The following is a 17,449-nucleotide window of genomic DNA, read 5'->3' as shown; positions in this document are numbered from 1 at the left end:
CGGCATTCGCCTTGTCGAGACGGTAGAACGCTCAGCCGGATAGGTGGAGTCGGGGTCGGTGGCCCACTCGAAATTCATCGGCCAGTTGCCGCGCCCGTAGTGCGCGTGCAGGTGCCGGGTGAAGGCAGCCAGGGCGCCCTTGATCTGACCGCCCGGGCAGCGGGCTGCTCATCTCGCCGTCCGTAGGTCCAGTTCTCAAGCAGGTGACCACTCCCTCAGCACCCCACCGTCAACGAGGTGGACCCGGCGGTCATATCAACATGCCGCCACCGGGCCGGCCAGGCGCAGTGCTCCGCTCTCACCGCCTCCCACGACCGCACCAACCTCGTACACGGCCCGGGAGGTCGCCGAGCTGTGTCGCCGCCGTGATGCGAACTCACCGACTGTGACCCGGAGTTTCGTCGGCTCCCCTGGTCCAGCGCCAAATGGCCCACGCCGCCCGGGCCTCGCGGCGCGGCCACACGGGTGGTTCTGTGCGGAGCGCCGACGCCCCGTGTCCGGTCTTGTAATTCCTTGATCACAACGGGAACTTGAGCCGCCAGGCAGGCCGGCGCCCGCGCTCGTTGATCAGACGATCCGGCGTGCCGACGAGCGGATGTCGGACATTTGAGCATTAGCCTCTCGTCACCTTATGACGTGGCGGATCACCTACGCGTCCGCTTCAACGCTCGGAGAAGACATGCGCAAGACTCGCAAGACGGCTGTCGTGGCCGTCCTCCTCGGCACCGTCGGCTTCCTCGGCGCCGGCACCGCCTACGCCCACGGGCAGGGGCACGGGCACGGGCACGGGACCAAGCAGCAGGGTCGAGAGAGCAACACGATCGTCATGAATCAGAGCACCTCGTGCACGACGGCCGAAGAGAACGTCGACGTGCAGGGCGAGTTCGGGTACGAGAACGGCCGGGAGGGCAACCAGTTCAACGGCAAGGGCTCCCCTGGCCCGCAGAGCACCAACGTCGGCTCACGACTGGGGTGCGACAACACCGTCGTCCTCGGTAAATAGCGCACGCAGGTCGCCGTGGTACCCAGGGGCCCCGGGCCGATCTTGGTCCGGGGCCCTCGACCTCTACTTGCGAACGTCACCGTCGGCAGGAAGGCCATTGCGGCTTCCCTGCGGAACTCACTTCGTGGTCTTCGCGAAGTGGTCCCGTACAGCGTCGGTCTGCTTCTCCATGACGTCGATGATGCGCTCGACGACATCCAGGTCGGCGTCCTCGGCGATCTCCAGGGTCCGCGACCAGTCGAAGAAGCTGCGGGCCGGGTCGTTGGTGATGGGGAACACGCGGATGGTGGCCTCGTACTTGGCGACTCCGCTGGTGGGGGCGATGGCCCGGTAGGACTGGGTCCTGTTGATCTCGTCCCGGGCGGCGATCTCCTGCTGGACGAGGCGGCCGTTGAGCGTGAGCCTGAAGTCGTAACGGGCCGGGACCGTGTCGACCGAGCCGCCCTCCACCCAGCTGACGTCCCGGTGGATGTCCAGGTCGCCCGGGGACACGATGTCCAGGATCTGCATGGCGTCGCGGACGGTCGCCCACACGGTGTCCGGGTCGGCCTCCAGGATGGTGGAGTGGTACATGGTGTGCTTGCGCTGGATCGTCGGCACGGGGTGCTCTTCCTTCCGGTTACTTGGTTCTTCTAGTTCTTGGCGATGAGGTGGTTGCCGAGGATCAGATAGTCGATCTCGGTGCCCATGAAGCAGTTCAGGGCGTCGGTGGGCGTGCAGACGATGGGTTCGCCGGCGACGTTGAACGAGGTGTTGATCAGGCAGGGGGTGCCGGTGAGTTCGGTGAACCTCCGCAGCAGCGCCGTGAGCCGGGGGGTTCCCTCGTCCGTCAGGGTCTGGATACGGGAGGTGCCGTCCACGTGGACGGCGCCGGGGATGCGGTCCTTGTACTCGTCGCGGACGGGAAAGACGAACGTCATGTACGGGGAGCTGGTCTTGCGCCCCATGTCGAAGATCTCCGGAGCCCGCTCCTCCAGGACGAGGGGAGCGAACGGGCGGAAGGTTTCGCGGTGCTTGACCCGGGTGTTGATGACGTCCTTGATGTCGGTGAAACCGGGGTTGGCGAGAATGCTGCGGTGCCCCAGCGCGCGCGGCCCGTGCTCGATGCGGCCTTCGAACCAGCCGATGACGACCTTCTTCGTCAACAGCTTCGCCACCTGCTCGACGACCTCGTCATCGTCCAGGCGCGAGACGACCACACGGCCGGCGAAACCCTCCAGGGCCTCCTCGATCGCGGCCTCGTCGTAGGCCGGGCCCAGATAGGGGGTGACGGGTGCGGAGGCTGCGGCGAGGATGCTCGCGGAGTCCGTGCCGGGGTGGTGGAGCCAGGCGTGAGCCGCGGCTCCGATGGTGATGCCGGTGTCCGAGGCGCCAAAGCTGACCTGCATGTCCTCGAAGCGGGAGCCCTCGAACATCGGGGTGTTGTTCAGGCAGTTCAGGGCGACGCCGCCTTCGAACAACAGCCGGTCGAGATCCGTCCTCTTCTCCAGGTGGTGGACCTGGTGGGCGGTGGCGACGTTCAGCATCTGCTGCGCGGCGGCGGCGACGCGGGCCTTGTACTCGAGGGTGTCCTCGAAGGGTCCGAAGTACTCCTCGAACAGGGCGTCGTGGCTGTGGAGGTTGTCGGTCTGGAGGGGCTTGGTGAAGGAGTAGCGGCCGTCGTCGTGCAGCGTCAGGAGGTGCTCGACGAACGGGTTCGGAGTCGGGGGCGCGGTGTATCCGGCCAGGCCCATCACCTTGTACTCGTCGTTGTTGGGGACGAAGCCGAGGAAGCGGGTGATGGCGGAGAACAGGGTACCGATGGAGTACTGGGCGCCGGTGACGGTGTCGTCGAAGACGGTGATCCGGCCGTCGCGGATCTCGCCGGTCAAGGTCGAGAAGCGTTCGGCGCGGCCGTCGCTGACGAGGAACGCGGAGTCCTTCATGCCGGCGAGGTAGTAGCCGGTCGTGGCATGGGCCAGGTGGTGGGGAACGAAGCGGACCTTGGCCGGGTCGGGGCGGTGTCCGGTGCGGGCCTCGAAGTCCGCGAGGATCGCTTCGTGGCTGACGACCTGGTCGAACAGGTCGGCCATGTCGCTCATGAGGCGGGTCTTCGCGTCGTGCGGCATCGGCGAGGTGCGGATGCCGTCCAGGAGCTCGTTCAGGACCTGGGTGGACCAGTTCCAGGGGAAGGCGAACAGGTCGACGTCGTCGAAGGTGATCCCGGCTTCCTTCAGGCACCAGTCGATCGCGTTCACGGGGAAGTCGGTGGTCTTCTTCTCCCGGTTGAGGCGCTCTTCCTCCACCGCGGCGACCAGGCGGCCGTCGATCAGGAGTGCGGCGGCGGCGTCGTGGCCCAAGAGGTAATGCTTGTTGATGCCGGTCGCGCCGAGGCGTTCGGAGAAGAACTCCGACACCCGGCTGAAACCATTACATCCGAGAACAATCACGGCATTCTTTCCTGTTATGGGGCTACTTGGCGATCAGCAGGTCGCGGAGCTGCTCCCCGGCCGCGGGTGCCTGGCACAGACCCGCGCCGGTGAATCCGGCCGCGTACAGGAAACGGCGGGTGGGGTGTTCCCCGATGAAGGCGGTGTTGTTGGGGCTGGCGTCGAAGTCGCCGCTCCATGCGCGGTGCAGGCCGATGCCGTCCAGGGCGGGGAACAGCGTGCCGAGGTGGCCGGCGATGCGGCTGAGCCAGGCGTCGCGCGTCTCGCCGACCTTGGGCATGCCCATGGCGAGGAGGATGCGGTCCCTCCATGAGCGGATCCGCAGGCCGGATGCGGCGTGCATCGTCATGGGCATCTCGCGGTGCGCGGAGGGCGGGATGTCGGTGAACAGCATCTCGATCGCATGCGGCCTCATCGGCAGGTCGACCGATGCCATGGATGCCACCTCGCCGGACCAGGGGCCGGCCGTGCACACGATGCTGTCCGCCTTGATGCCGCCCTGCGGGGTGTGGACGGTGTTGTCGTCGTCGATGCGGGTCACGGGTGTGTGGGTGAACAGGCGGGCGCCGTGGTTGCGGGCGGCGGCGGCGTAACCGCGGACGATGTCGAGGCCGTCCACGTGGTACGCCTCGGGAGACCAGGCGGCGGCCAGGACGGCGCGCTCGTTGACCAGCGGGTTGAGTCCGGACGCTTCACGGGCGCTGATCAGGCCGACCTGCACGCCGACGGCCTGCTGGGCCTGGTGGCCGGCCTCGAACTCGGCGATCTGCTGCTCGTCGGTGAACAGCACCATGAACCCGAGCCGCTTCAGGGCGAGGGGGGTCGCGGTGTGGCGGGCGAAGTCGTGATAGGCGTTCAGGCTGCGCACGGCCATGTGACCGGTGCCGGGGTTGCCGGGGAAGTAGGTGCGGACCATGCCCGCCGTGTGCGCGGACGCCCCGCCGCCGAGGCTTCCGCGTTCCAGCAGCACGGTGTTCACGCCGGCTTCGGCGAGGTGGTAGGCGGCGGAGGTTCCGATCACTCCCCCGCCGATGACGACGGCGTCAGCGCGGGCAGGCAGGGCGCTCAAGGTCTTCCTTCTCTGTGGTCTGGTTCTCCTCGGCGGACTCCGCTCCGGGCACGGCTACGCGGCTTTCTCGGCACCCTGCTGGCGCAGGTGGTCCCCGGTCTCCCACGGGTACAGCTGGAGGTTCCAGCCGCCGAGGCAGTTGATGTACAGGGCCATCTGGCTGGTGACGGCGTAGAAGTCGTCGCGGTCGAGGTCGTCCAGGACGGCGAGGAAGCGCTGGGTGAACGCCCACAGCTTCTCCAGGCCGCAGTAGCCCAGGAACTCGGCGGGGACGCCGACGAGGAGGCGGGTCATATGGACGAGGGCGTCCATGGGCATGTCCTGGACGGCGGCGCGGACGAGCCCGCCGTAGGAGGCGTAACCCAGGGGCCGGGTCTCGCCGTTGACGAACAGCAGGGTGGGCAGGACGGTGCCGAAGTTGCCCGCCTGGGAGGGGATGATGCCCTGGTGGAGGTCGTCGAGCTCGGCCGGGGGCTCGAGCCAGATCTTCTCGGTCTCGGCGACGATGTCGGCGATCAGGGCGTGGGCGTCCGTGTGGGTGGCGTGGAGCGTCGGGATGCGGTGGCCGCCCGGCTCGCCCGCGCGGCGGACCTCGGCACGGATCTGCTTCTTCGTGGAGTAGACGGCGTCCCAGATCGCGGCCCCGGCCTCCAGCAGCGCGGGCATGTCCGCCTCACGGATCCGGCCGACGGGGGTGGCGGGCATCGGCTCGGTCAGGGTGCCGTACTTGATGCCCAGGTGCTGCAGCCCGGAGAGGAACACGGTGCCGTCGGGGGCCTCACGCCGGTCGGGGACACGGGTGGCGTGGGGGGTGTGCAGCAGCGCGGGTATCGGCGCCACGTGGTAGAGGTGTTCGCCCGCGATGAGGGCGTGTCCCTGCAGGCTCCGGTACGGCAGGGACTCCCACAGCGCGTCGGCGAGTGCCGGATTGCGGTCGTCAAGGTCGGCGGTGACCGTGATGCCGAGGTCGGGCCAGGAGATCTCGATCTGACGGCCAGGCAGCTTCTCGGACAAGGCTTTCCCCGTTCGTTGGTTCGGCTTGTCCGAGGAGTACATCGCCAACGGGCTTGTTTCAGCCACGCATGGAAAGCATGAAACTTGATCATCCCGTGACCTGGAGTTCGTATGATCCTACAAGAACCATGGCCGGCTCAGTGGCGGAGATCCCCCAGCCAGCGCAGGGCACTCAGGCTCGGCAGGAAGCAGTACTCGCCACCCGGGTGGCGACGAACCGGGGCAGCGGGGCGAGGCGCCGTCGCAACGGCCGCCGGGGAATGGTGAATCCGGCCTCGCCGTCCGGGGAGCCGACGACGGGGTCCTTCACATGGCCCGCCCCGAAGAAGATCCCGTCGTTCATCCACTCCGACTGGACGAACTCGAACTGCCGCCCCAGGTGGGCCCCGATGAACGCGAACATCAGACCGCGATCCGCTCCGTCGTCCTCCAGCACACCCTCGGGCAGCGGCGGCCCGTAGACGGCGCCGCGCCGGATCATGCGGTGCAGTCGTACCTCTCCGGCCACCGAGGCGTCGCGTGGGTTGCCCCGGCGGATGTGGCAGCCGCGGGGAGTGAGGTAACCCGTGGGATCGTCCCGCTCGTACAGGAAGGAGTTACGGCGGTGCGGGTCGGCACCGAGCGCCGGGTCGTCGTGCTCCGGGGCGAGCGCCAGTGGGGCCCCGCTGCGCCAGCGGCCCATGATCTTCGCCGCGATCAGCTCCTCGTCCTGGGGCCCGGTGGAGTTGGCCTTCAGGTAGCGCCTGAACTCGGCGACGTCCTGGTGGAGTTTGCGGAAGGCCGCGTAACTGCCGTTGCGGCCCAGCACGGTGGGCTCCGGCGTCTGGACGCCGCCGATCTCGTCCCGGCAGCCGAGGACGAACTCCCCCGGTTTCAACGGCTCTTCCCATGGGTTGGAGCCCGGGATGCCGCTGCCCCCGACGGCCGGATGGCTGACGCCGTCGCGGTAGCCGAAGTGCTCCTTCTCCGTGGGCAGCGCGTGGCAGTCCTGCCGCCAGATCGCGGTCACGCCGGGGAGGCGGTCGTAGGCGGGCCGGGCGCGGTCCACGGCCGCCGCCAGGCGCTGGGAGTCGGGCGCGACCGCCGTGAGCACCACATGTCCGCTCCTCCCGCCATGCAGCAGCCGGCCGGGGCAGGTCCATTTTCCCGCCCGGTTCCCCGACGCGCCTGCCGAAGAGGAGAGGACCGGGTTCGCACCCGGCCGGGAGAGGCCGGGCAGAGGTCTGGATCGCTGAAGCACCCCCCGGAGCGTCTCCGAGGGGTGCTTCGCGTGTGCGCCGGGGGTGGTCAGAGCAGTCGGCTGTCCGCCGTCAGCTCGCGTTCCAGGGCGCGTTCGTACGCGGTCAGGGGGACGTCGGGGCGGAGGCGTTCGGGGTGGTGGGGCGGGGGGTCGGACGGCTCGGGGTGCAGGTCGGTGAGGGGGATCCAGACGTACATGCGGCCCGCCGCGACCAGGGTGCCGTAGATCGCCTTCAGGACGCGCAGCGCCGTCGTCGCCGTCGTGCTCCTCATGGTGTCGCCGCGGCGAGTCGCAGGGTGGGGGCGGTGGTCCGGTGGGCGGTGGGCGGGTCGGCGCTCCAGGTCCACAGGGCGGACAGCGCGACCGGGGAGGGGACGTGGCCCTCGGTCCACAGCCGGGCGGCCGCGGTGAGGACCGACTGGCGGTCGGCCTCGGCCGTGCCGGGACGCCCCGGAAGCAGCGGTACGGCGGCGCTGGCGCCGAGGCGTACCGCGCGGTGCCGGCGGGCGAAGGCGGTCAGGGTCTGCCGGGGGCCCGCCTCGACCAGGAGCATGTCGTCGGCGGCGAGCAGGGATTCCAGGGCCTGTTTGAAGTAGACGGTGTCGGTGATCTGGCGGGCCCAGAAGCGGGGGCTGACCGCCTCTTCGGGGCGCAGCAGTTCGCCCGTGTAGCCGGAGTACAGCGGCAGCGTCGGCGGGCGCAGGGGGATGTCCCGGTAGGCCGCCTCCACGGCCTCGGAGGCGGGAGCCATCGCCGGGGAGTGGAAGGGGCTGGTCGCCGGTACGGTGACCACGGTGTGGCCGTCCGCACGCAGTGCCTGGGCGATCTCGGCCAGTGGTTCGGCGGAACCCGCCAGCATGGTCTGCTGGTTGGCGTTGACGGCGGCGATGGCCACGTCGTCGCGGAGGTAGGGGCGCAGGCGGTGTTCTTCCGCGGCGACCGCGAGCATGCCGCCCGAGGGGATCTTCACGGCCTCACGGACGCGCTCCATGACCATGGCGACCGCGTCGGGCAGGGCGACGGCACCGGCGATGGCCGCGGCGACGAGTTCGCCCGCGCTGTGGCCCAGCACCGCGGTGGGGCGCACCCCCCAGCCGATCACCATGCGGCCGAGGGCGTAGTCGACCGCGAAGAGGAGGGGCTGGGCCCGGCGTACGTCGTCGACGGGGATCAGGGGGCGGCCGTCGGTGAGCCAGTCCGTGCGGATCCGCGGGCCCTCGTCGCCCATGTGGAACAGGGCCGCGTCGAAGGCGGCGGTGAACACCGGCTCCCGGCCGTACAGGCCGGCCGCCATCGCGTGGTGCTGGGAGCCCTGGCCCGGGAAGAGCAGGGCGACCGGCCGGGGCCGCCCGGCCGTGACCGCCTTCGCCTTGTGCACGGTCGCGGCGGCCAGCGCGGCGACGGTGACGGCGGCGCCGCGCACCGTCCCGGGCTCGCTGCCGCACGGGACCACGGTGGGCAGCGCCGGGAACGCCTCGTGGTGCAGGCCCGAGAGCAGGGGCAGCAGTTCGCCGCGCACCCGCTGCTCGTCCTGCTCGTCCCGGCCCGACCACAGCAGCAGCCGGTGCCGGCCCGGGTCGGTGTCACGACGGCCGTGGGACAGGGCCGTCAGCTCCGGCGCCGTGTCGGGATCGGCGGTGAGGTCGAGGATGCCGAGGACGGTGTCGCCGTCGGCGACCGCCTCCGCGGCGCGTTTCACGGCGTAGACGGTGATGGTCCCGGGCTCGGGCTCGTCGAATCCGGCGACGAGCGCGAAGTCGGCTGTGCCGTCGTGGAGTTCCTGGTGGGCCAGGCGCAGGGCGCGGCCGGGCGCCGAGGCGGTCCGCACCGCGAAGCCCTCGTGCTCGGGGGCGAGTCCGGGGTCCGGGGCGTGCGCACCGACGTAGACGACGGTCCGTACGGGCAGGTCGCGCGGTGAGCGGCCGAAGGCCCGCAGCACCGCGGAGACCGCGGCGGCCGACGCCGGCACGGGCGCCCTGTCCTCTCCCGCGGGGCCCGGACGGACCATCAGCCTCCGGATCACCGCGCTGTCAGCCGTCAGCGGCATGGGTACCTCCTCGTGGGCCGCGGACCGCCGCGGCGGGTGGGGCAGGGATCGACAGGAACCAGGGGGCGTGGGGGGAGGAGTCGGGTCGGGGAAGGAGTGCGGGCCGCCCCTGGCGGCGGGGGATCCGGAATCGGGGCGGCCCGCACCGTCCGGCTCAGGCCGCGCTGTCCTGGCCGGAGTTGATGAGCTCGAGCAGCGCCCGAGGGGTTTCGGCGTCGACGACCGCGTCGTCCGGGACGCTGATGCCGTAGGTCCGCTGGACCTCGCCTATGACCTGCAGCAGGGCGAGCGAGTCGTAGCCGAGCTCCAGGAAGGGGGTGTCGAGGACGTCGCCGTCCAGGTCGATGCCCTCCTCCTCGCCCGCGCTCTCGCGCAGCATCCGGGTCAGGTCGGCCAGGGTGACGGTGGTGCTCGTGGTGGTGGTCACGGTGGGTCCTCCGTTGGGTGATGGGTGTGGTGCCTGACTCAGGGTGTGGCGAAGGGTGGTCACGCCGTACGGCGTACGACGAGGGCGGCGTTGAAGCCGCCGTGACCGCGGGCGACAACCAGCGCGCTGCGCAGGTCCGCCTCCCGGGGCGCCCCGGTGACCAGGTCGATCGGGTAGTCGGCGGCGGCCGCGTCGACGCCCGCGGTGTGCGGGATCACCCCGTCGCGCAGGGCGAGCAGGGCGGTGGCCGCGTCGAGGGCGGCGCCGCCGGCGAGCAGCCGCCCGGTCAGCGACTTGGGTGCGGTCACCGGTACGGCGTTCGGGCCGAACACCTCCGCGAGGGCCTCGGCCTCGGCCCGGTCCAGCTCCGGGACTCCGGCGGCGTCCGCGAAGACGACGTCGATGTCGGCGGGGGTGAGTCCCGCGTCGGTGAGGGCGGTGCGGACGGCCCTGGTCAGGCCGGACGGGCGCCCCGAGCCGGGGGCGGGGTCGAGGGTGGCGGCGTACCCGGCGATCTCGCCGTAGACGTGGGAGGCGCCGCGCTCGCGGGCCGCCGCGAGGTCCTCGGCCACCAGGATGGCGCCGCCCTCCCCCACCACGTATCCGCTCGCGTCGGCGGAGAAGGGCAGGAACGCGCGGGCCGGGTCCTGTTCGGTGCTCATCAGGCCGGTGGCGAGCTGCGGGACCCAGCCCCAGGGGCAGATGCCCGCGTCGACGCCTCCGGAGACGACCGCCTGGAACCCCTTGCGGACGTGGCGGCGGGCCTGGCCGATGGCGTCGATGCCGCCGGCCTGTTCGGTCAGCAGCACGCCGCTGGGGCCGCGCAGCTTGTGCCGGATGGAGATCTGGCCGGTGTTGACGGCGTAGAACCAGGCGAAGGACTGGTAGGCGCTGACGTGCTCCTTGCCCTTGCTCCACAGGTTCTGCAGCTCGCGCTGGCCGAACTCGACGGCGCCGCCGGACGCCGAGGTGACCGTGCCCATGCCGTACTCGGGCACGTCCCCGGTGTCGATACCGGCGTCCTGGAGGGCCCATTCCGCGGCGGCCAGGGCGAGGCGGGTCATGTGGTCGGTCTGCGGCATGAGCCGGCTGGGGATGTGCTCCTCGGCGACGAACCCCGGCACCTCGCCGGCGAGCCGGGACGGGTAGCGCGTGGCGTCGAACCGGGTGACCGGGCCGATGCCCGACTCGCCCGCCAGTGTCGCCTTCCAGTAGTCCTCGGTGCCCAGACCGTTGGGCGCGGCGATGCCGAGGCCGGTCACCACGGTCGTCGTGGTCATGCGATGCTCCTTTCCGGTCGCGCGAGGACCATCGCGCTCTGGAAGCCGCCGAAGCCGCTGCCCACGCTGAGGACGACGTCCGTCTGCTTCTCACGGGCGGTCAACGGGATGTAGTCGAGGTCGAGGTCGGGGTCCGGCTCGTGCAGGTTGGCGGTGGGCGGCAGCACACCGTGCTCCATGGCGAGGGCGCAGGCGGCGATCTCCAGGGAGCCGATCGCGCCGAGCGAGTGCCCGATCATCGACTTGATGGAGCTGATCGCGGTCCGGTAGGCGTGCTCGCCCAGGCTGCGCTTGAACGCGCCCGTCTCGTGGCGGTCGTTCATCTTGGTGCCGGAACCGTGCGCGTTGATGTAGTCGATCGCGGACGGGTCGATCCGGGCCTCGGCGAGGGCGGCGTCGATGGCCTCGGACATCTCGCGGCCGTCCGGCTTGAGACCGGTCATGTGGTACGCGTTGCAGCGCTGGGCGAAGCCCGCGATCTCGGCGTAGACGTGCGCGCCGCGGGCCCGTGCGCTCTCCAGCTCCTCCAGGACCAGCACCGCCGCGCCCTCCCCGAGGACCAGGCCGCTGCGCGTCCTGTCGAACGGGCGGCAGGCGCTCTCGGGGGTGTCGTTGCGCGGGGTGGTGGCGAGGATGGCGTCGAAGCAGGCGGAGGTGATCGGGGAGATCGGGGCCTCGGTCGCTCCGGCGATCATCACGTCGCAGGTGCCCTCGCGGATCAGTTCCACCGCGTGGCCGAGCGAGTCCAGGCCCGAGGTGCAGCCGGTGGAGACCACGGCCGCGGGGCCCTCGGCGCCGGCCGCCTGACCCACCTCGGCGGCCATCGAACTGGGCACGAAGTGCCGGTACAGCTGGGGAATGGCGTACTCGTGGTCGACGAGCCACTCGCGGCCGCCGTCACTGACCACCGCGTACTCGCGTTCCAGGCTGGTGGTGCAGCCGACCGCGCTGCCGAGCGAGGTGCCGATCCGGCCCGGGTCGAGGGCCGAGACGTCGAGGCCGCTGTCGGCGAGCGCCTCGCGGGTGGAGACGACCGCGAACTGCGCGGCGCGGTCCAGGCGCCGGGTCTCCTGCTGGGAGAGGCCGGCGGCCAGCGGGTCGAAGTCGCACTCGGCGGCGACCCGGGAGCGGAACTGGGAGGGGTCGTAGAAGGAGATGGTGCGGGTGGCGGTACGGCCTGCGGTGAGCAGGTCCCAGTACTCCTTGACGCCGATCCCGCCAGGGGCCACGACGCCCAGTCCGGTGATGGCAACTCGACGCATCATCTACCTCGCCTTCGACGGGGCGGGGTGCTTCGCGCACTCCCTGCCGGATGGAACTGTGCGGGCCACTGTCGATCCCTTCGTCCAAAGCACTGGGGTGTCACGGCGGCCGGGGCTGCCATGGATGGGGTCTCGCCCCGGCCGGCCGGCCCGGACGGCCGCCCGCTCGTGACGCGCCGCCGTATCCGGTGCATCCCATGGAACGGGCAGGGGCTCGATGGCCGCTCGCGTCCGCGTGGACGCTGCATCCGTGCAGGTCAGGTGGGGATATTGCCGTGCTTGCGGGCGGGTACTTCGGCCTTTTTCCCGCGCAGCATGGCCAGCGAGCGGATCAGTACGGAGCGGGTCTCGGCCGGCTCGATGACGTCGTCCACCAGGCCGCGCTCCGCGGCGTAGTAGGGGTGCATCAGTTCGGTCCTGTACTCCTTGATGCGCTGCGCCCGTACGGCCTCGGGATCGTCGGAGGCGTTGATCTCCCGGCGGAAGATGACGTTCGCCGCGCCCTCGGCGCCCATCACGGCGATCTCGTTGGTGGGCCAGGCGAAGGACAGATCGCAGCCGATGGAACGGGAGTCCATGACGATGTAGGCGCCGCCGTACGCCTTGCGCAGCACCACGGAGATTCTGGGCACGGTGGCGTTGCAGTACGCGTACAGCAGTTTCGCGCCGTGCCGGATGATGCCGTTGTGCTCCTGGTCGACGCCGGGCAGGAAGCCGGGCACGTCGACGAGGGTGACCAGCGGGATGTTGAACGCGTCGCAGGTGGAGACGAAACGGGCGGCCTTCTCGCTGGCGTGGATGTCGAGCACACCGGCGAGCACCGCAGGCTGGTTGGCGACGATGCCGACGGTGTGCCCGTCCAGGCGGGCGAGCGCGCACACCACGTTGCGGGCCCAGGCCTCGTGGACCTCGAAGTACTCGCCGTCGTCCGCCAGTTCCTCGATGACGTCACGGACGTCGTACGAGCGGCCCGGCTCGGCGGGTACGAGCTCGCACAGGGCCTCGGTGCGGCGGTCGGCGGGGTCGGCGCTCGGTGCGGCGGGCGGCAGTTCGCGGTTGTTGGACGGCAGGAGCGAGATGAGGAAGCGGACGTCCTCCAGGCACTCGGTCTCGTCGTCGTACGCGAAGTGGCAGACGCCGGAGGCGGTCGCGTGCGGTTCGGCGCCGCCCAGGCCGTTGTGGGTGATCTTCTCGCCGGTGACGGCCTGGACGACGTCGGGCCCGGTGATGAACATCTGGGCGGTCTCGCGCACCATGAACACGAAGTCGGTCAGGGCGGGGCTGTACGCGGCGCCGCCGGCGCAGGGGCCGAGCATCACGCTGATCTGCGGGATGACGCCGGAGGCGGCGACGTTGCGGCGGAAGATGCCGCCGTACCCGGCGAGCGCGGTGACGCCTTCCTGGATGCGGGCGCCCGCGCCGTCGTTGAGGGACACCAGGGGTGCTCCGGCCGCCTCGGCCAGGTCCATCACCTTGTGCACCTTGGCGGCGTGGGCCTCGCCGAGCGCCCCGGCGAAGACGCGGAAGTCATGGGCGTACGCGAAGACGGTACGGCCGTGGACCAGGCCCCAGCCGATGACCACGCCGTCGCCGTGCGGCTTCTTGTCCTCCAGGCCGAAGCCGGTGGCGCGGTGCCGGCGCAGCGGCTCGATCTCGGTGAAGGTGCCCTCGTCGAAGAGGACGGCCAGCCGTTCGTGGGCGGTGAGCTTGTTCTTCGCGTGCTGGCGCCGGGTGGCCTCGGGATCCGGGCCGCGGCTCACCTCCTCCTTGATGCGCCGCAGTTCCGCGGCGGCTCGACGCAGGTCAGGGGCGGCTGAGGAGACCGTGAGGTGGTCGTCGAGGATCGTCATCGGCCGAACGTAGGCCCGCCACCTCGAACGCGCCTGGAGACGCCCCGGCAGCGCGAACGTCAGCGGGGCGGTGTGACAAGTCCCCTTTCATACGCGGTGATCACGAGCTGGACGCGGTCCCGGGCACCCAGTTTGGTGAGGAGTCGTGACACGTGCGATTTGGCGGTGGCCACCGTGATGAACAGGTCCTCCGCGATCTCGCTGTTCGAGCGGCCGCGTCCGACCAGGGTCAGTACTTCCCGTTCCCGTTCGGTGATGCCGTCGACCGGCGGTGCGGGGCGCTGCGGGGCAGCGGCGGGCCGCAGGGCGAAGTCCGCGATCAGACGGCGCGTCACGCTCGGCGCGATCAGTGCGTCACCGGCGGCCACCACACGGATCGCCGCGAGGATGTCGTCCAGCGCCATGTCCTTGACCACGAAACCGCTCGCGCCCGCTCGGAGCGCGCCGTAGACGTGGTCGTCCTCGTCGAAGGTGGTCAGGACGAGGACACGGGTCGTCGCCGGGCCGGCCGTGATCAGCCGCGTGGCCTCGATCCCGTCCATGCCGGGCATCCTGATGTCCATCACCACGACGTCGGGGGCGAGATCCGTGACCAGTCGGACCGCCTCCGCGCCGGTGGCGGCCTCACCGACGACCTCCAGGTCGGGGTGGTCAGCCATGATCACGCGCAGCCCCGACCGCACCAGCGGCTGGTCGTCGGCGAGCACGAGCCGGACGGTCACCGGGCCTCCACCGCGGCCGCGACGGGTTCGGGCAGCGGCAGCCGGGCCACCACCCGGAAGCCGCCCTCGGGGCGTGGCCCGGCGCTGAAGTGGCCGTGCAGCAGACCGACCCGCTCCCGCATGCCGACGAGGCCGAAGCCGTGGGACGGGCCGTTCCCGGCGGCGCCGCGGCCGTCGTCGACGACCTCCACGGACAGCTCCCTGTCCCCGTGGTCGATGGCCACCCGGCAACGCCCGGTGCCCGCGTGGCGCACCACGTTGGTCAGGGCCTCCTGCACGATGCGGTAGGCGGACAGGCCGATGTCGGCGGGCACAGGACGCTGCTTTCCGCTGCGGTGGACGTCGACGTGTACGCCCGCGTCCGCGGTCGCCGCCGCCAGCCGTTCGACGTCGTCGAGCCCCGGCGAGGGCGCGAGCGGTGCCCGCCCCGAGGCGGCCTCGCCCGGGTCGGTCCGACGGAGCGCCACCAGGGTGCGCCTGAGGCCGGACAGGGTCTCCCTGCTGGTGGCCTCGATGGCGCGCAGCGCTTCGCGGGCCTCGTCGGGCTGCGTCCCGATGACCCGGCTCCCCACCCCGGCCTGGATGGCGATGATGCCGATGCTGTGCGCGACCATGTCGTGCAACTCCCGTGCGATCCGCAGCCGTTCGGCGGTCACGGCCTCGGCCACCTCCTGCGAACGCAGCGCCACCGCGTGCTCGCGCCGCTCGCGCGTCAGCAGGCCGGCCATGCAGGCGGCGGCCAGCGCCAGGAGGGCGATCACGCCGTTGACGCTCAGGTTGTCCCCGTGCGCGAACCCGCCGATCAGCAGGGCCTGCACGGTGAAGGACACGGCCACGGCGACGACCGACGCCCGCCGGGCGCGGGTGGCGACGATGAAGCCCAGGACGAGGTCCACCGCCAGGAACGACAGGAACTCGCCCTGGAACGACACCGCCCGGCCCGCGTGGGCGGAGTGGGGAGTGAGCGCCACCACGGCTGCGGATCCGGTGAGGGTCAGGGCCAGCGCCGGCCACGGCATCCGTCGCAGCAGGCCGAGGAGCAGGCCGGCAGCCAGCAGCGACCCGACGCCGTGGACCGTGCCCGAGGCCCGCGTAGCACCCCCCACCAGCAGGCCCAGCAGGAAGAGGTACAGCGCACCGCCCCCTGCCCGGGCCATGGCCCCCGTCGTGGTCATCGGCGGTCCGGCCTCCCGCGGTCTCGCATCCATGCGGCGAGAGTAACCAGCCGCTGTCCGCGCGGCATCGGCCCGGGGACGTACGCCCACGGGCCAAGGCCGGCCGTCCGATTGCCGCCCACGGCCCCATGCCCGGACGAGGGTCCGCTCGGCAGTGTGGGTGCCGTGATCGAAGTCAACGAACTCACCAAGCGCTACGGCGGCACAACGGCCGTCGACCGGCTGTCCTTCACCGTGCGGCCGGGCCAGGTCACCGGGTTCCTTGGCCCCAACGGGGTCGGCAAGTCCACGACCCTGCGGATGATCCTCGGTCTGGACGCACCCACCGCCGGCACCGCCACCGTCAGCGGCGTCCCGTTCCACCGCCGTCCGCGCGGGCTGCGGCACGTCGGCGCTCTCCTCGACGCCGGACAGGTCCACGGCGGCCGCAGCGCCGGCGCCCACCTGTGCGCCCTGGCCCGCAGCAACGGCATCCCGCGGCGCCGGGTGGACGAGGTGCTCCAGGAGGTGGGGCTGGGCGAGGTGGCGAACCGCCGGGTCGGCGGATTCTCCCTCGGCATGAAGCAGCGGCTGGGCATCGCCGCCGCCCTGCTCGGCGATCCGCCCGTGCTCATGTTCGACGAGCCGGTCAACGGCATGGACCCGGAGGGCGTGCTGTGGGTACGCCGGCTCTTCAGACGGCTGGCCGCCGAGGGGCGCACGGTCTTCCTCTCCAGCCATCTGATGTCGGAGATGGAGAACACCGCCGACCAGCTGGTCGTCATCGGCCGGGGCCGCCTCATCGCCGCCGAGTCGGTACAGGCCTTCGCGGCCCGTGCCACCCCTGGCCGCGTCGTGGTGGCCACAGCGCGGGCCGCCGCGCTGGCGGCCGTGCTGACCAGGGCGGGCGCCTCGGTCGAGCCGGAGGGCTCGGCCGGCGCCGGCAGGCTCGCCGTGACCGGACTCCCGGCGGACCGGGTCGGAGCGCTCGCCTTCGAGAACGGCATCCCGCTGGACGAGCTGACCACCCGCACCGCCTCACTGGAGGCGGCCTTCATGGAACTGACCGCCGACAGCCTCGAATACCTGGCAGGTCCGACCCGATGAGCACACTCGCCCCCGCCCGCCCGACCCCCCGCACCGACGGGCCGCCCGCGCGCTTCCGTGACCTGTTCGCCGCCGAGTGGATCAAGGCGCGGTCCCTGCGCTCCACCCCGTGGACGATCGCCCTCACCGTCGTGTTCGTCATCGGCTCCGCCGCCGTGGCCACGTCGGCGGACCACACCACGGGCTCCGGCCCCGCCGGCTTCCTGTCCTACGACGCCTACCCGCCGGCCGGTTCCTGGACGCTGATTCTCGTCGCCGCCTGCATGGGCGCCCTCACCGTGGTGAGCGAGTACGGCAGCGGCCTGATCCGCACCACCACCGTGGCCGTGCCCGCCCGCGGCTCGGTGGTGCTGGCCAAGGCGGCCGTCACCGCGGTGCTGTGGACGGCGGCCGGCACGGTCGCCTCCACCGGTTCCTTCCTGATCTCGCAGGCCGTTCTGAACGGGCGTCACGCCGGCGTTCCGATCACCCACCCCGGGGTGTTCCGGGCGCTGGCGGCATCCGCGTTGCTGGCCCCGGTCTGCGCACTGGTCGGTCTCGGCCTCGGCGTTCTGCTCCGGCACGCCGCCGCGACCATGGTCACCAGCGTCTTCGTCCTGCTGATGCTGCCCACCATGTTCTCGGAGGACGTCCGCTGGACCGCGGACGTCAGACACGCGCTGGTGTCGGCCGCCTGGAAGCGCCTGGTCGAGACCTGGACGCCGGACCCCGGATCCCTGGCCTACACCGCCACGGTCTCCGGTTCCTGGCTCGTGTACGCCCTCTGGCCGCTGATCACCGTCGCACTCGCCGTGCTCGTCGTGAGGCGCCGCGACGTGTGACCGCCCCTCCAGGGCGTCGGGCCG

At 71.4% G+C, this 17,449-nt stretch carries 16 protein-coding genes; 3 read left to right on the top strand and 13 right to left on the bottom strand.

Going from position 1 to position 17,449, the window contains the following annotated elements; translation table 11 throughout:
• Nucleotides 1-679: 679 nt before the first annotated feature.
• Nucleotides 680-1,003: a hypothetical protein gene (locus ACZ7HQ_RS20535; protein WP_470991530.1), complete on the top strand. Its 324-nt coding sequence runs from the start codon at nt 680-682 to the stop codon at nt 1,001-1,003.
• A gap of 117 nt (nt 1,004-1,120) precedes the next feature.
• On the opposite strand, the gene ACZ7HQ_RS20530 is transcribed toward ACZ7HQ_RS20535, so the two are convergent.
• From ACZ7HQ_RS20530 to ACZ7HQ_RS20470, 13 genes are all read right to left on the bottom strand, one after another.
• The gene (locus tag ACZ7HQ_RS20530) at nt 1,121-1,603 is read right to left on the bottom strand and encodes an SRPBCC family protein (protein WP_470991527.1); all 483 of its coding nucleotides are present in this window, start codon (nt 1,601-1,603) and stop codon (nt 1,121-1,123) included.
• Between the two features lie 32 nt (nt 1,604-1,635).
• On the bottom strand, nt 1,636-3,432 hold the full coding sequence (locus tag ACZ7HQ_RS20525) for a carbamoyltransferase family protein (RefSeq protein WP_470991524.1): 1,797 nt from the start codon (nt 3,430-3,432) through the stop codon (nt 1,636-1,638).
• Nucleotides 3,433-3,454: 22 nt separating this feature from the next.
• Entirely contained in the window at nt 3,455-4,501 is a 1,047-nt protein-coding gene (locus ACZ7HQ_RS20520) for an NAD(P)/FAD-dependent oxidoreductase (RefSeq protein ID WP_470991521.1), read from the bottom strand.
• 54 nt (nt 4,502-4,555) lie between these two features.
• Entirely contained in the window at nt 4,556-5,515 is a 960-nt protein-coding gene (locus ACZ7HQ_RS20515; RefSeq protein ID WP_470991518.1) for a cucumopine synthase-related protein, read from the bottom strand.
• A gap of 172 nt (nt 5,516-5,687) precedes the next feature.
• Complete coding sequence (locus ACZ7HQ_RS20510) at nt 5,688-6,611, bottom strand: Dyp-type peroxidase (RefSeq protein WP_470991515.1); 924 nt, start codon at nt 6,609-6,611, stop codon at nt 5,688-5,690.
• A 191-nt stretch (nt 6,612-6,802) separates the two neighbouring features.
• Nucleotides 6,803-7,027 carry a DUF6059 family protein gene (locus ACZ7HQ_RS20505; protein WP_470991512.1) on the bottom strand — a complete coding sequence of 75 codons (225 nt, stop codon included), beginning with the start codon at nt 7,025-7,027 and terminating at the stop codon, nt 6,803-6,805.
• A complete protein-coding gene (locus ACZ7HQ_RS20500) occupies nt 7,024-8,802 on the bottom strand; it encodes an acyltransferase domain-containing protein (RefSeq protein ID WP_470991509.1) in 1,779 nt (592 codons plus the stop codon). The genes ACZ7HQ_RS20505 and ACZ7HQ_RS20500 overlap by 4 nt, the downstream gene beginning before the upstream one ends.
• A 154-nt stretch (nt 8,803-8,956) precedes the next feature.
• Nucleotides 8,957-9,181: an acyl carrier protein gene (locus tag ACZ7HQ_RS20495; protein ID WP_470992244.1), complete on the bottom strand. Its 225-nt coding sequence runs from the start codon at nt 9,179-9,181 to the stop codon at nt 8,957-8,959.
• Nucleotides 9,182-9,288: 107 nt separating this feature from the next.
• Nucleotides 9,289-10,509, bottom strand: coding sequence for a ketosynthase chain-length factor (locus ACZ7HQ_RS20490; RefSeq protein WP_470991506.1), 1,221 nt, complete (start codon nt 10,507-10,509; stop codon nt 9,289-9,291).
• Nucleotides 10,506-11,771 carry a beta-ketoacyl-[acyl-carrier-protein] synthase family protein gene (locus ACZ7HQ_RS20485; protein ID WP_470992241.1) on the bottom strand — a complete coding sequence of 422 codons (1,266 nt, stop codon included), beginning with the start codon at nt 11,769-11,771 and terminating at the stop codon, nt 10,506-10,508. The genes ACZ7HQ_RS20490 and ACZ7HQ_RS20485 overlap by 4 nt, the downstream gene beginning before the upstream one ends.
• A 257-nt stretch (nt 11,772-12,028) precedes the next feature.
• Nucleotides 12,029-13,621: an acyl-CoA carboxylase subunit beta gene (locus tag ACZ7HQ_RS20480; protein WP_470991503.1), complete on the bottom strand. Its 1,593-nt coding sequence runs from the start codon at nt 13,619-13,621 to the stop codon at nt 12,029-12,031.
• A gap of 59 nt (nt 13,622-13,680) precedes the next feature.
• Entirely contained in the window at nt 13,681-14,343 is a 663-nt protein-coding gene (locus ACZ7HQ_RS20475) for a response regulator (protein ID WP_470991500.1), read from the bottom strand.
• Nucleotides 14,340-15,551 carry a sensor histidine kinase gene (locus ACZ7HQ_RS20470; protein ID WP_470991497.1) on the bottom strand — a complete coding sequence of 404 codons (1,212 nt, stop codon included), beginning with the start codon at nt 15,549-15,551 and terminating at the stop codon, nt 14,340-14,342. The genes ACZ7HQ_RS20475 and ACZ7HQ_RS20470 overlap by 4 nt, the downstream gene beginning before the upstream one ends.
• 132 nt (nt 15,552-15,683) lie before the next feature.
• On the opposite strand from ACZ7HQ_RS20470, the gene ACZ7HQ_RS20465 reads away from it, so the two are divergent.
• Together ACZ7HQ_RS20465 and ACZ7HQ_RS20460 are read left to right on the top strand one after the other, a co-directional pair.
• Nucleotides 15,684-16,604 carry an ABC transporter ATP-binding protein gene (locus ACZ7HQ_RS20465; protein ID WP_470991494.1) on the top strand — a complete coding sequence of 307 codons (921 nt, stop codon included), beginning with the start codon at nt 15,684-15,686 and terminating at the stop codon, nt 16,602-16,604.
• Nucleotides 16,601-17,425 carry an ABC transporter permease gene (locus tag ACZ7HQ_RS20460; protein ID WP_470991491.1) on the top strand — a complete coding sequence of 275 codons (825 nt, stop codon included), beginning with the start codon at nt 16,601-16,603 and terminating at the stop codon, nt 17,423-17,425. Before ACZ7HQ_RS20465 ends, ACZ7HQ_RS20460 begins: the two co-directional genes overlap by 4 nt.
• Nucleotides 17,426-17,449 lie beyond the last annotated feature (24 nt).

This window comes from Streptomyces sp. NPDC037290, from assembly GCF_055603245.1.
Note: the sequence above shows the minus strand (reverse complement) of the source record. Positions and strands in the feature narration are given on the sequence as shown.

Bases quoted from the DNA above. Each gene is read 5' to 3' on its own strand.
- ACZ7HQ_RS20460 (WP_470991491.1), top strand. From the start codon at position 16,601: ATGAGCACACTCGCCCCCGCCCGCCCGACCCCCCGCACCGACGGGCCG.
- ACZ7HQ_RS20500 (WP_470991509.1), bottom strand. From the start codon at position 8,802: ATGCCGCTGACGGCTGACAGCGCGGTGATCCGGAGGCTGATGGTCCGT.
- ACZ7HQ_RS20470 (WP_470991497.1), bottom strand. From the start codon at position 15,551: ATGGATGCGAGACCGCGGGAGGCCGGACCGCCGATGACCACGACGGGG.
- ACZ7HQ_RS20495 (WP_470992244.1), bottom strand. From the start codon at position 9,181: ATGCTGCGCGAGAGCGCGGGCGAGGAGGAGGGCATCGACCTGGACGGC.
- ACZ7HQ_RS20535 (WP_470991530.1), top strand. From the start codon at position 680: ATGCGCAAGACTCGCAAGACGGCTGTCGTGGCCGTCCTCCTCGGCACC.
- ACZ7HQ_RS20485 (WP_470992241.1), bottom strand. From the start codon at position 11,771: ATGCGTCGAGTTGCCATCACCGGACTGGGCGTCGTGGCCCCTGGCGGG.
- ACZ7HQ_RS20490 (WP_470991506.1), bottom strand. From the start codon at position 10,509: ATGACCACGACGACCGTGGTGACCGGCCTCGGCATCGCCGCGCCCAAC.
- ACZ7HQ_RS20505 (WP_470991512.1), bottom strand. From the start codon at position 7,027: ATGAGGAGCACGACGGCGACGACGGCGCTGCGCGTCCTGAAGGCGATC.
- ACZ7HQ_RS20480 (WP_470991503.1), bottom strand. From the start codon at position 13,621: ATGACGATCCTCGACGACCACCTCACGGTCTCCTCAGCCGCCCCTGAC.